Annotated in this window: 13 protein-coding genes and 1 tRNA gene; 3 read left to right on the top strand and 11 right to left on the bottom strand. The window is 64.6% G+C overall.

Annotated features, from left to right (window positions below):
- Positions 1-5: 5 nt before the first annotated feature.
- Positions 6-806 (bottom strand): helix-turn-helix domain-containing protein, encoded by an 801-nt coding sequence (locus tag FOA17_RS18500; protein WP_149142997.1) that lies wholly within the window; start codon positions 804-806, stop codon positions 6-8.
- A gap of 195 nt (positions 807-1,001) precedes the next feature.
- On the opposite strand from FOA17_RS18500, the gene FOA17_RS18495 reads away from it, so the two are divergent.
- From FOA17_RS18495 to FOA17_RS19965, 3 genes are all read left to right on the top strand, one after another.
- A complete protein-coding gene (locus tag FOA17_RS18495; protein WP_149142996.1) occupies positions 1,002-1,265 on the top strand; it encodes a hypothetical protein in 264 nt (87 codons plus the stop codon).
- A gap of 54 nt (positions 1,266-1,319) precedes the next feature.
- Positions 1,320-1,409: transfer RNA gene (locus FOA17_RS18490), tRNA-Ser, on the top strand.
- Positions 1,410-1,628: 219 nt separating this feature from the next.
- The gene (locus tag FOA17_RS19965; protein ID WP_149142995.1) at positions 1,629-1,838 is read left to right on the top strand and encodes a hypothetical protein; all 210 of its coding nucleotides are present in this window, start codon (positions 1,629-1,631) and stop codon (positions 1,836-1,838) included.
- Positions 1,839-1,902: 64 nt separating this feature from the next.
- On the opposite strand, the gene FOA17_RS18480 is transcribed toward FOA17_RS19965, so the two are convergent.
- From FOA17_RS18480 to FOA17_RS18435, 10 genes are all read right to left on the bottom strand, one after another.
- Positions 1,903-2,607: a hypothetical protein gene (locus FOA17_RS18480; RefSeq protein ID WP_149142994.1), complete on the bottom strand. Its 705-nt coding sequence runs from the start codon at positions 2,605-2,607 to the stop codon at positions 1,903-1,905.
- A 290-nt stretch (positions 2,608-2,897) separates the two neighbouring features.
- The gene (locus FOA17_RS18475; protein WP_149142993.1) at positions 2,898-3,311 is read right to left on the bottom strand and encodes a hypothetical protein; all 414 of its coding nucleotides are present in this window, start codon (positions 3,309-3,311) and stop codon (positions 2,898-2,900) included.
- Between the two features lie 217 nt (positions 3,312-3,528).
- Entirely contained in the window at positions 3,529-4,707 is a 1,179-nt protein-coding gene (locus tag FOA17_RS18470) for an AAA family ATPase (protein ID WP_149142992.1), read from the bottom strand.
- Positions 4,704-5,567, bottom strand: coding sequence for a DUF7146 domain-containing protein (locus FOA17_RS18465; protein WP_149142991.1), 864 nt, complete (start codon positions 5,565-5,567; stop codon positions 4,704-4,706). Before FOA17_RS18465 ends, FOA17_RS18470 begins: the two co-directional genes overlap by 4 nt.
- Positions 5,568-5,847: 280 nt before the next feature.
- On the bottom strand, positions 5,848-6,063 hold the full coding sequence (locus tag FOA17_RS18460) for a helix-turn-helix transcriptional regulator (protein WP_149142990.1): 216 nt from the start codon (positions 6,061-6,063) through the stop codon (positions 5,848-5,850).
- Between the two features lie 103 nt (positions 6,064-6,166).
- Positions 6,167-6,874 carry a hypothetical protein gene (locus FOA17_RS18455; protein ID WP_149142989.1) on the bottom strand — a complete coding sequence of 236 codons (708 nt, stop codon included), beginning with the start codon at positions 6,872-6,874 and terminating at the stop codon, positions 6,167-6,169.
- Positions 6,874-8,184 (bottom strand): tyrosine-type recombinase/integrase, encoded by a 1,311-nt coding sequence (locus tag FOA17_RS18450; protein WP_149142988.1) that lies wholly within the window; start codon positions 8,182-8,184, stop codon positions 6,874-6,876. Before FOA17_RS18450 ends, FOA17_RS18455 begins: the two co-directional genes overlap by 1 nt.
- 445 nt (positions 8,185-8,629) lie before the next feature.
- Complete coding sequence (locus FOA17_RS18445; protein WP_149142987.1) at positions 8,630-9,064, bottom strand: hypothetical protein; 435 nt, start codon at positions 9,062-9,064, stop codon at positions 8,630-8,632.
- Between the two features lie 409 nt (positions 9,065-9,473).
- A complete protein-coding gene (locus FOA17_RS18440; RefSeq protein WP_149142986.1) occupies positions 9,474-10,817 on the bottom strand; it encodes a sensor histidine kinase in 1,344 nt (447 codons plus the stop codon).
- A complete protein-coding gene (locus tag FOA17_RS18435) occupies positions 10,814-11,473 on the bottom strand; it encodes a response regulator transcription factor (protein ID WP_149142985.1) in 660 nt (219 codons plus the stop codon). Before FOA17_RS18435 ends, FOA17_RS18440 begins: the two co-directional genes overlap by 4 nt.
- Between the last annotated feature and the right edge of the window lie 175 nt (positions 11,474-11,648).

The following is an 11,648-nucleotide window of genomic DNA, read 5'->3' as shown; positions in this document are numbered from 1 at the left end:
GGGGGTTACAGCCCGTCGGGAATGCGCATCAGCGCCCGCTGCACGATGGGCGGCGCATGATCGAGGTCATGCACCGTGTCTTGCCGCACGATGCTGCGCCAGACCGCCGGGTCGTCGGGCAGGCGTTCCAGCACGGCGGCGGTCATGCGATTCATCCCGTCGATGCGCCGCCGCACCAGCAGCGAGAAGCCGGGGAAGAATCGCATGTTCCCCTCCAGCCCGAATTCGAAGAAATTGATGTTGGTCTGGTTCTGCCGGTCCTGGCAATAGATCGAGATCCCGTCCACATGCTGTCGCACCAGCCCGAAATAGGCCAGCCGCGGAAAGCGCCGGGCATTGGGGTTTTCCTGCTGCGCCAGCAGGTTTTCCTCGAATCCCTTGAACAGCGTCACCTCGCCCCGGCTGCGGATCAGCGCGACGTTGGTGACGATTTTTCCTTGAAACATGAAAGACTTGCGCCAGAAGCGATAGACGGCGTCGGGTAAAAGTGCACTGTCCACCGGGCGCGATCGGCCGATCAGCAGCTTGTCGCGCATTTCCATCAGGAACTGGTCGGGCATCTGGCGGCGCAGCTCGTCCAGCGGCTCCAGCAGGATGCGGGCATCCACGCCGAAATGGGTGCAGATGCGCGACAGGATGTCGGGCCGGGGAAAGGCCTCGCCCGAGAGATAGCGGTTGAACTGGGTGCGGTTGATGCCGATCTCGCGGCAGATGACCGTCACCGGCTGGCCGTTTTCGCACAGCTGCCGGAGGTTGCGACCGAAGATGGCGCGAATCTCGGTCGGGGATATCGCCGGGCTGGTCATGCGGGAAATCCGGGCTCGCATAGATGTGACGCTATTCAGCGTCATGGTTGATCCAAAACAGATGATTTGTCCATCGCGCTGATGCGGAAAAGCGCATGCGGAGGTCAACTGCCCTGTGCATAATTCTGAAATGGGCGTGTGCTGACGCCGATATGTCCAGAAATTGCCCGAAGATGGGCAGGACAGGAGGGGATGATGCTGGGCGTGGTGATCTGGAGCTGCCAGGAGACGGGCCGTGCCATCATCTGGTGCGCGGACCATCGGGATCTGGCGCATTATGACGGTCCGCCGCGCGGTGTGACGCGGATTGGCGTCGAGGTGGGCGATCTGGTGGAACTGTCGTTCCAGCCAGGCAATGCCGCACGCCGCTGCCACGCGCTGCGGCTGGTGGAACCCGGCTACTTCCCTGAAATCGCCGAGGAATTGAAGGGCAACCGCCGCGCCATCGCCGCCGCCTGAAACCCCCACCCGCCCCCTTGTGCTGGCGGCGGGTTCGGGGTAAACGACCCCCACGGACAGGTGGCCGAGTGGTCGAAGGCGCACGCCTGGAAAGTGTGTAGGCGGGGAACCGTCTCGAGGGTTCGAATCCCTCTCTGTCCGCCACTTGCCCTTGAAATCATTATATAATTTGGCGATTTTTTCGCCATACCCGCCAACCTATCCGCCTAAAGAAAAACGCTTGGGCGCTGGGGTTGGGCGCGAAGAATCTTCCCGGCCGATCCATCGCACCAAAAGCAAAAGCCCCGCCGACCTGGCAGGGCTTCCACGGCTTCACGGGCGGCGTCCGTGCGGGTCTTAACAATATGGCGGTCGCCCGCCGCAATGTTTACCGGCATCGCGGGCAGCATCATCCCGAGTAATCAATGTGTGGGTGCCCGCACTTTGATATTGCTCGGACCTCAACGGGGTATGGTTGCCCGCATCCCGCTTGCCGTCATCGCGGCTAAAAGTATGGGCGCCCATACTTTTATTCGGGGCGGCAAGGTGCATTGCGGCCTGGACGTTAAACAAAGGTCAGAGCCTAAACCCTGAACGGGTAAACTCTCGGGCCTTGCCAAGGGCCGGGGGGTGCCCCGGCCCCTCGCCATGGCGGGGGTCAAGTCCCGGCATCGCCTTCCGGGCTGGAATTGAACCGGGATTTTTGGAAGACGTAGCCCGAAGGCAGAGTTGACCCTGAATCCCACAGCATTTCTTTCGGCCTGGACGGATGCGGCAACGCGAGATAACGCGGAATGCGCAAGGCCACCGCGCCATGGACCGGCGTATTGACCAGCCCGAAACCGCTGTCATCGAACCCGGCGGCCTTGAAGCCGCGCGCCATATCTTCCGGCGGTTCAAGACGGGCGGCGCCTTCGGGCAGGTTCTCATTCGCCTTGGCCACCAGATCGGAAACCGTGCAGATTTCCTCGGCCAGCTCGGCCAGTTCATTTGCAAGAGCGGGGTAACGCTTGCGGATCTTGTCCACCGTGCGATTCCGTGCGTTCTTGGCGTCATTGTAGGCCGCCAGCCGGGCGGCGGCGGCTTCCTGTGCCATTGCGGCCTCCAGCCTCTCGGCTAGCGCGATAACGCCCGCGTCCAGCCGATCGGCTGCAAAGGCTGCGCGCTGCGAAGCCGCAAAGGCGGCATCGGCCTCCTTCTCGGTCAAGGTCGGATCAAGCGCCCGCTGCCGGGCTTCATCCGACAGCCGCCGGGCGTCAGTGGCATCTTGCCGGGCGGCGGCCAGAAGGTCGGAAACATCGGCCGCCTGCGCGGTCGGTTGTTTCAGGAAGGCAGCAATCTTGCCGCTCAGAGCGTTCAACATGGGGTTTCCCCTTTTGAAGGTTGGAGATAGTCCGCGCCGCGCTCTGCAAGGAGTTGAAAAGCCGCGCGGTTTCGGGGTTTACCCACTCGCCGAATAACGGGGATGCAGCGGCCCGAAATGACAAGCCTTGGCGCATCCTGCCAATCTGTGTGCAGGTTCAACAGTGCCAACCCCCTTTAGGGTGGTCTGTGCCTAGAAACGCGGTGAGCCTCGCGCCCCCTCATATGGAACCCCCTCTCGAAGGACCCGAGACGCGGTTGAGGGTGGCGCCGTGGTGCATCATGTGATGTTCACCCCTGCACATACGGGAAGCCCCGCGACGCACAGATCAGGGCGAGTTTTGCCAGTGCCTTTTCCTTGGCGGCGTCATGGGCGGCGGCTCTGACATTGCTCGTCGCAGATTGCAGGGCATAGGCCCCCCGGCGCGACGGGTCCAAGCCCACGGCCAGCCAAGACACTCCGCCCTCGATCCGGCTCGCGGCGTGGTGCGGGAAGCCCTCGGCCTCTTGCTCTGACACAGGCACGGCCACGGGTTTGCCCCCGGCCTCGATCATGAGGCGGAAGGCGCGGCGCAGGGCGGCAATGGCCTTGGGGTCTGTCACCGCCACCAGCCCGGCGCCCTGGAAGTCGAGACAGCATTTCGCCAGCTTGTCGGCCATGGCGGGGGCGTTGCGCCTCATGGCGCGGCGGGCTTCACGGTTCATTGCGCTGGGCCTTCCTTGATCTGCATTTTTCGCGGTGATTTGCGGCCCGGTTTCGGTCGGCTTGGAAATGCCGAAGTGGGGGGGAAGTGGGGGCGCTACATTCTCCCCCCCCCCACCCCCACACCCCTATAGAAGGTGGGGGTGGGGGGTGGTGTAAGGGGTTTTGCCAAGTGGGGGGGCAGGTGGGGGTAAGTGGGGGTAAGTGGGGGAAGGCGGTTCATTCCTCGGCCCCCGGATTGTTCGGCCCAGCGAACACGAAAGGCGCTGTTTTGCCCTTCTCGCCATGGGGCAAGACCTCCACCATCAACACCCCGGTTTCGATCCATTTGCGCAACATCGCGGCAATGCGGGCCTTGTCGCTTTTCTTGGATGCGTCCAGCCCCAGCACCTCGGCCACCACCAGCCCGGCCCAATCCTTCGCTTGCTGGCTTTCACGGGGCGGCAGGTCATCGGCGGCGCGGGCTGCAATCGCGGCCCTGACCTTGCAGGCGTCATTCACTGTCACCCCGGCGAAGGCTTCCGGCCAGACCCAAGGCCGCACCGTGGGGTAATGCCCACCGTTGCCAATCGGCACCCCCACCTTCTCGAACCATTGGTTCCGGGCCGATGACGGCGGGGCAAGATTGCTCTCGGCCTCGGCAATGCGGAAGTATCGCCGGAAGTCATCCACCCCGGATTGTGCGCCTTCGGCCTCGGTCATCGGCAGCAACAGCCGATTGAACCGCGCCACCCCGCGCAGGGCAGAGCCGCCCCGGCCATCGTCCAGCGTGGCAGCCACCCCCGCGCTGGGCTTGCGCGTGTGATGCACCAGCCCCACCGCCACCCCGGTTTCGGCAGCAAGGCGACGGATGCGCCCGCCCAGCGCCCGGAAGGCTTCGTTCGTTTCCGGGCTCTGGCTCAGGTCTTGCAGGGGGTCAAACACCGCCAAGGCGATGCCCTCGCGCTGGAATAGGTCGGTCAGGATGTCAAAGGCCCCTTCGTTGATTTCGGCCTTTTCGCCGCGCAACAGCACAAGCTGACGCTCGGCAGGCACCCCGGACACGACAAAGAACCTCCCTGCAATCGCGTCTTGCCCGATGCCATGTTCTTGCAGCACCGCAAAGGCGCGGGCGTTCAACACGTCTTGGTCATCTTCGGCGTTGAAGTATAGCACGCGCTGCGGATCGGCGGCGGCCCCTGTCAGGAAGCCCCGGCCCGATGCCGCGTCTATCGCCTCGGCCATGGCAAGAAGGCTCTTGCCTGTCTTGGGGGCGGCAAAGGTGACTGTCAGGTATCCCGCCGCGTAGCTGTCACCATAGACAAAGCGCGTGCGGGGGATGCGGGCGGGGTCGGTCACTTCCCAAGGGGTGAAGCCCTCGGGTCGCGCCGGATAGGGAACGGGTTTGATTATCGTCATGCAACAGCGCCCCCGCGCAATACATCATTCCAGTCTTTGAAGCCATCAGGCGGCGTCAGGGTCGCCACCTTCCAGCCCAGCGCGAAGGCCCGCCCTGCCAGAACCTGCCCCGCCGCAATGCCTGCCGGGTCATTGTCCTGGGCTATCAGGATTTCCCCCGGCTGGGGCGGCAGGTGCAGCGCGCGAAGGCCGGGGGCAGACAGCGCCGCCCAGATCGTCGCAGGCCCGTCCAGAAGGCCACAGGCAAGGCTCAGGGCGGTTTCGATACCCTCGGCCACCACCAGAGGCCCAGCGCCTTGCACCAGCGGCACAGCGCCCCCAGCACAGGCCCCCAGCATCATCTTTGCGCTATCGCCCAGCCGCGCCCCGGATCGGTCAAAGAACGTCCGATGCACCGCCCCCGTGCTGACGCGCGCCACCATCGCAGGCAGGAAGCGCGCGCTTGGCCCGTGGTAAGCGTCATGCGCCCAGCGAAGGGCCTCGGGAAGCGGGCAGGTGATGCCCCGCCCGCGCAAATAGGCTTCGCCCTTGCTGCCCCGGATCGGGCGGGCCGATGACCAGAGCCGCGCCGCCTTCGCCATTTGTTCGGCGTCATAGGTCGCGCGCTTGGCCTCTGCTTCGCGCTGGGCGTGGGTGTCCAGTGTCAGGGCCTCGGCAGGCAGCCCCGCCGCGTCCAGTATCGCGCGGAAGCTGCACCCCTGCTTATGACAGAAGGCCAGCAGCCGCCCGCCTTCATGGCGCAGTGACAGCGCGCGTTGATCGGCCCGGCGCTCGGGCTGACAGACCGGGCAGGGGGCAGAGCCACGAAAGCCCCGCCATTCCCCGCCCAGTTGCCGCGTGAGGGTTTCAGCGTCACTCATGCGGCCCCCCAGATCAGCACCGCGAAGGCGTGGGCCTGCGCCTCGGTCATGCCATAGGCCGCGCGAAGGCGGGCGGTTTGGAGTTGCAGCGGCGTCATGCGCGGCCCTCCAATCCTGTGCAGGCCCATTTCACTTGGCTGTCGCTGCTGAAAAATCCGTGTTCTGTCATCTGCTCGTGCCTTTTCGTTGCAGGCACAGAGGCAAGGCGCTATATCTTGTGGCATCCCGAATGCCCCCACCGAATAGGCCGCTACCCTGTGCGAGGGGTGGCGGTTTTCCGTCAGGCGGCCGCGGCGCGCTGGGCGGCTTCCCATTCCGCAACATCATCCCAGCGCCAGCGCGTCATTTGCCGCGACAGCTTCACGGGCTGGGGGAAATTGTTGCGCTTCACCCATCCCCAGATGGTCGCCTTGTTCACCCCAAAATGGGCGGCAAGAGCGGCATCGCTGGCATAGGCGGGGCGGCGGTCAGCTTGGCTTTGAACGTGCTTCGGCATTCGTGCATCCCTCATTCAACGGCGGTTGATGGGGTGCAATGTGAAGCCCAAAATCTAGCGCGTCATTTCAAAGACGCGGCGCTCTATCTTTCCAAAGATCGGGTCAGTCTTTTCGCGGCGGAACCTCTGGGCGCGAGGCTATCCATTCATTGAAGGCGCGAAGCTGGCGAATTTCTAGCTCTGCAATTTTCTTGCCATCAAAGTAGCAGTTTCGAACGGTCTCATACGTCTGGCGGGGGAAGGCTCGTTTTCGATCCCGATCAAATCCGCGAACGAGGCCGTTCCATGCATCTGCGACGGCATCACAGCCCGAATGAGGGGGAGAAGATGGGCTTCTCGTCGGGTTGATTCTCAGTTCAACACGCAAACGCTCAACCAGAAGGCCTAAGACCAATGCCCTATTGCGATGCTGGTGCGGGGTATGCGGGCGCTTCGTGGGCGCCGGCGGCGCGGTCCCGCCGATAAGCTGCGCGGCCCACTCTTGCAGACAGATCGGCAAAACCTCCCCTTTGCCGACCATTTCAGCAACGAAGCCGCGGGCGACGTGGAAATGAAGCGGGTCGCGGTAGGACCTCTCTGCAATCACCTGGGCTTTTGCTTCCCTTCGCTCGGGCAGCGTTGAGTCCCATATCGCATGTAAAGTTCTGATCTTTCGCTTTCCAAACAGTTCAATCAAAGTATCCCAGTCATAGGCCAAATGATCGAGGCGGCCGCTGCGGTCCTGATCTGCCAAATGGTCGGCCGCGAATGAAACCGCGAGCCTAAACTTTTCTTCCCGTCTTTGTGCGGCCTTCTGCGGCTCTTTGGGCATTACGTCCGCGCCCCCAGCTTCACCACGTTGCCCTTTGCCTCGGCCCCGGCCAGGAAGCCCGACCAATCGGCCATGAGGCGGCGGCGTTTCTCCACCATGTCACCGCGCCGATACGCGGCTTCCACGGCGTTGCTGATCTTGTGGGCCAAGGCCACCTCGGCCATTTCGCCGGGATATTGCGTGCGCTCGGCCACCCAGTCGCGGAAGGTGCTACGCAGACCATGCGGCACGGCGGCGCGTTTGTTGCGGGGATCCCGATAGCCCCCGGTTTCCTTGTCGCCGTCCCGCTCGGCCTTGGCTTCGTGAATGCGCCTCATGGTGGCACTCAGGGTCATGTCGGACAGTTCCCCGCCCCGTGCCGCCGGAAACACCAGCGGGTTCCGGTCCAGCCTTGGCAGAGCCTCCAGAAGCGCCACAGCGGCAGGTGACAGCGGCACCTTGTGTTCTCGCTTCATTTTCATGCGCTGGGCAGGGATGGTCCACAGGGCGCGGTCCAAGTCGATCTCCTCCCACGTCGCGCCCCGCACCTCGCCGGATCGGGCGGCCGTCATGGTCAGAAATTCCAAGGCCCGCGCGCCGAAGCCTTCGCGGGTGCGCAGTTCGGCAAACCATGCCGGCGCGTGGTCTAGATTCAGGGCCGGTTGATTGTCGCCGCCAGCCAGCTTGGCAGGCGCGGGCAGAAGCTCTTTCAGGTTGCCAGCCCAGCGCGCCGGGTTGTCGCCCGACCTGTAGCCCGACACCGTGGCCCAAGACAGAACGGCCTCAATCCGCCCGCGAAGGCGGGAAGCGGTTTCGGTCTTGGTGGCCCAGATCGGTTGCAGCACCCGCAAGACAGCCGCAGTATCAATGTCCGAGACGGCCAAGGCCCCGATCTGGGGAAGGGCGTATGCTTTCAAGGTGCTGCGCCATTGCGCCTTGTGCTTTTCATTGCGGAAGGCGTCCAGCTTGGCGTCTAGGAATTTGTCCATCGCCTCGGCAAAAGTCATACTCCGGTTTGCAGCCAAGGCCAGGGCGGCACGGGCGGCGCGGCGTTCGGCCCGTGGGTCAACGCCGCGGCTGATCTGGTCGCGCGCCTCACGGGCTTTGTCGCGGGCCTGTGCGAGGGTTACAGTGGGATAGCCGCCCAGACCGATCTCGGCCCGCTTGCCCGCGATGGTGATGCGCAAGACCCAAGTCTTGCCGCCCGTGGGCGTCACCTGCAACAGCAGCCCCGGCACCCCGCCAACGGGTAGGAAGTCATTGCCGCGCCCGCCGCCATGCACGGCGCGCTTAATGTCCAGTGGTCCGAGTTCTTTAGCAATTCGGGGCATGTCATATCCGCCAACCTATCCGCCTAAAAGATTATCACTCCAAGCAATGCGATGCAATGGGTTGCGAATGACTTCATCCTGTAACCTTCTGACTCTGCGTGAATTTACCTGCAACACTCTAACGGGATGCAATGCGATGCAGCGCGACAATGGCGGCCTCTCTGTCCGCCACTTGCCCTTGCGAAAGCGTTCTCCCGATCCGGCTCTGGCCGGATTTTCTCCTTGTTTTCGAGGGTTATGCGGCAGGGGCTGTTAACTGGCCCGCGCCACGAAGGGCGCACACGCGTTCTCTCCGGGCCGATATTCTCCGGACCTGTTAACCGCGCCGGGCCCGGTTAAGCCGATCAAGCCACTGATAATGAAGGGTTTTGAGCCACAGATCAATAGTAGCCGTTGTGAAAGCCGTATCCATGCCGCAGGGAACTGGCATCGAACTTCGTAATGGTTAGGGCAAGTAATCGAATGCATCCGCGCTTTCATACAGAGCCTTGATGGTTGTCGCGGCAGAGACCGACGCGCGCGTCGGGGCTTCCTTCAGGTCCAGAACACGGAACTTGTCGCCGATCTTCGCAACGGCCTCGATCCGACGATACTGGTCGCCGAAGCGTTCTGCGTACTGCGCCAGCCCCTTGAGCTTCGGCATTCCGTCGCCAAACTGAATACCGTGCGGATCGACGATATCCGGCCCGGCATGATCCAGCGCGATGCCGCTCTGGACGAGCCAAGCCAGGAAATGCAGAGCCGAGCCCAGATGGATGCGGACCGAGACCGGCGAAAGCCCGGTTCCGGCAAGATGCTGACCGTAGCCCTCGAGCATCGGTTGATGTGGCCCGGCATCCAGAAGCCGCCGTCGTCTGACCGGCGTATCGTGTTCGTTCATGGGTTCCTCCGTGAAGGGCGCCACCGCGGCGCCTCACGAAGGACAATCCGATTATGCTGACAGATGCAGGCCGGAAAACAAATGCCAGTCAGACACTTGCGATACCAACGCTCGGACGGCTCCGCATAATCATCCGCTCAGCATAAACCGTGTTATCGATCGGCCGCAGCTTTGCCTTGCGACGACTCTTCGAGGCAATCGCCGGGAGGTAGCGATCATTGAAGCCGGTCCACTTCACTTAGGATTTTCTCGCCTGGATCGTATCGACTGTGGCGCGGGACCGGGTCGGCGGAATGCGGGCAGGTTCAGGCATCCCTTTGCGAACGCAGCATCTCTGCCCTCCAGGGTATTCGATATATGACCGGCTTGTGATCCGCGCCCCTGCACCGAAGGCCTTGGACGGTCGCGGTCATTCTGGCCGGTTGCCTGGCGCGGGGGGGATGAAGCGGGCCTCGAAGCCGGTGGCATGGCCGGGGCGGGGCGAGCGCAATTCAAGCCGCCCGCCCGTCCGTTCCGCGATGGCCGCCACGATGGCCAGGCCGAGGCCGCTTCCATCGCGGGCGGTTCCGGCTCTTTCAAACCGACCGGTCAGCCGGGCCAGCTGATCCGGCGCCACGACCGCCCCGTCATTGCCGACGCTGAGCATGCCATCGGGGGCGAGCGTCACCTCGACCTTTCTGTCGGGCGCGCCATGGCGCAGGGCATTTTCCACCAGGTTGCGCAGCAGGATTGCAAAGGCGTCGGGGTCAAGATCGGACAGCACCGGCGCGGCGGGCAGTGTCAGGCGCAGGTCGCCGGCGTCCTCGCCGCGCGCCAGTTCATCGACGATCAGCCGGGCGAGGGGGCGCAGATCGCCGGTCGTGTCACGCCGGAGCCGACCGCCCTCGGCCCGGGCCAGCTGCATCAGCCGTTCCGACAGGCGGGTCAGGCGCTTGAGCGTGGTCTCGATCCCGGAGGCGCGGGCGCGGGCCTCGGGGTCTGCGGTTTCGGTCTGGATGCGTTGCGCCTGCGCAATGGCGCCGGCCAGCGGGGTGCGCAGCTCATGCGCGGCATTGGCGGCAAAGCTGCGCTCGGCCTCCAGCGCGGCCGAGAGCCGGGCCAGCAGGCCGTTCAGCGTCTCCGCCACCGGCGCGATTTCGGCGGGCAGATCGCCGGGGATCACCGGCCGCAGGTCGCGCGCGCCCCGGGCGGCAAGCGCATCGCGAAAGCGGCGCAGCGGCGCGAGGCTGGCGCGGAGCGCGAGCGCGATGCCCAGCAGGGCCAGCGGCAGCACGATCAGGAGGGGCAGGCCCAGCCCCATCAGCAATTCGCGCGCGATACCGGCGCGATGGTCCAGCGGTTCGGCCACGGTGATGCGGATCGTGTCGCGCACCGCCGCATCGTTATAGAGCCGGTGCGTCGCGGTCTGGCCAAAGCCGCGCCCTTCCCATGCGGGAAAGATTGCCGGATCGGCGGCATGCGATTGCAGCAGGATGCGCCCCATCGGGTCGCGCACGATATAGGTAAAGAACTCCTCATGGCCGCGAATGGCGGCTAGGCGCTGTCGGATACCCTCCTCCTCGCGGCCGAGGATATCGACGACGGCCAGCGGCAGGATGCGCTGCGCGGTTTCGGCAAGGGCCGAGTCGAAGACCTCTTCGATCTCGTTGCGGGCGATCAGGGCGGTCAGGCTGGCCGCCGCGATCCAGATCAGGGTGAGCGTGAGGCCCAGCCACAGCCCCAGCCGCCCCTGAAGGCTGCGCGGCGCCCTCATCCCCGGCCCAGCCGGTAGCCCAGCCCGCGTTCGGTGCGGATGATCTCTGCCCCCAGCTTCTTGCGCAGGCGGCTGACATGAACCTCGATCGTGTTGCTTTCGATCTCGGCGTCAAAGGCATAGAGCTTGTCTTCCAACTGGGCCTTGGACAGAAGCTGGCCGGGGCGGGACAGAAACGCCTCGAACAGCGCCCATTCCCGCGCGGTCAGCGCCACCGGCCGGCCCTCGCGATGGATGCTGCGCGCGGCAAGGTCGATGGATAGCGGGCCATGGGTGACGATGGGGTTCGGGTTGCCGGCATAGCGCCGCACCACCGATCCGATCCGGGCCGAGAGTTCGGCCAGATCAAAGGGTTTGACCAGATAATCGTCGGCGCCGGCATTCAGCCCGTCGATCCGGTCGCTGATCTGGTCAAGCGCGGTGAGGATGATCACCGGCGTCACATCGCCCCGCGCGCGCAGGCCGCGCAGAAAGACCAGCCCGCGCCCATCCGGCAGCATGAGGTCCAGCAGCACCAGATCGAAGGCCGCGCCCGCCAGCGCATCCGCCGCCGCGTCAAGCCGCGTCACCCAATCGACCGAATGGCCATCCGCCGCGATCTGGTCGCGCACCGCGGCGCCCAGAACGCCATCGTCCTCGATCAGCAGGATTCGCATGATGCGCGCGGGCTCCTTTCCTGGTCTCTCCGCGATCCGTTCTGGCCTGTCGTGCTGACGCGGGGCTGAAGCGGTGGCGGGGCCTGCTTCAGGCTGCCGTCAGCTTCGGGCGGCATCCTGCTGCAAGATCGGCGATCAGATCGGCCGTCAGATGGCCATGACCGGAGTGTGGCGC

The organism is Gemmobacter caeruleus, assembly GCF_008271655.1.
Taxonomy (GTDB): domain Bacteria; phylum Pseudomonadota; class Alphaproteobacteria; order Rhodobacterales; family Rhodobacteraceae; genus Gemmobacter; species Gemmobacter caeruleus.
This window is presented reverse-complemented; position numbering and strand designations above follow the sequence as displayed.

What these genes read in the sequence shown, in the direction of transcription:
- FOA17_RS18500 (WP_149142997.1), bottom strand. Translation starts at nt 806, where the DNA reads ATGACCAGCCCGGCGATATCCCCGACCGAGATTCGCGCCATCTTCGGT.
- FOA17_RS18495 (WP_149142996.1), top strand. Translation starts at nt 1,002, where the DNA reads ATGCTGGGCGTGGTGATCTGGAGCTGCCAGGAGACGGGCCGTGCCATC.
- FOA17_RS19965 (WP_149142995.1), top strand. Translation starts at nt 1,629, where the DNA reads ATGTTTACCGGCATCGCGGGCAGCATCATCCCGAGTAATCAATGTGTG.
- FOA17_RS18480 (WP_149142994.1), bottom strand. Translation starts at nt 2,607, where the DNA reads ATGTTGAACGCTCTGAGCGGCAAGATTGCTGCCTTCCTGAAACAACCG.
- FOA17_RS18475 (WP_149142993.1), bottom strand. Translation starts at nt 3,311, where the DNA reads ATGAACCGTGAAGCCCGCCGCGCCATGAGGCGCAACGCCCCCGCCATG.
- FOA17_RS18470 (WP_149142992.1), bottom strand. Translation starts at nt 4,707, where the DNA reads ATGACGATAATCAAACCCGTTCCCTATCCGGCGCGACCCGAGGGCTTC.
- FOA17_RS18465 (WP_149142991.1), bottom strand. Translation starts at nt 5,567, where the DNA reads ATGAGTGACGCTGAAACCCTCACGCGGCAACTGGGCGGGGAATGGCGG.
- FOA17_RS18460 (WP_149142990.1), bottom strand. Translation starts at nt 6,063, where the DNA reads ATGCCGAAGCACGTTCAAAGCCAAGCTGACCGCCGCCCCGCCTATGCC.
- FOA17_RS18455 (WP_149142989.1), bottom strand. Translation starts at nt 6,874, where the DNA reads ATGCCCAAAGAGCCGCAGAAGGCCGCACAAAGACGGGAAGAAAAGTTT.
- FOA17_RS18450 (WP_149142988.1), bottom strand. Translation starts at nt 8,184, where the DNA reads ATGCCCCGAATTGCTAAAGAACTCGGACCACTGGACATTAAGCGCGCC.
- FOA17_RS18445 (WP_149142987.1), bottom strand. Translation starts at nt 9,064, where the DNA reads ATGAACGAACACGATACGCCGGTCAGACGACGGCGGCTTCTGGATGCC.
- FOA17_RS18440 (WP_149142986.1), bottom strand. Translation starts at nt 10,817, where the DNA reads ATGAGGGCGCCGCGCAGCCTTCAGGGGCGGCTGGGGCTGTGGCTGGGC.
- FOA17_RS18435 (WP_149142985.1), bottom strand. Translation starts at nt 11,473, where the DNA reads ATGCGAATCCTGCTGATCGAGGACGATGGCGTTCTGGGCGCCGCGGTG.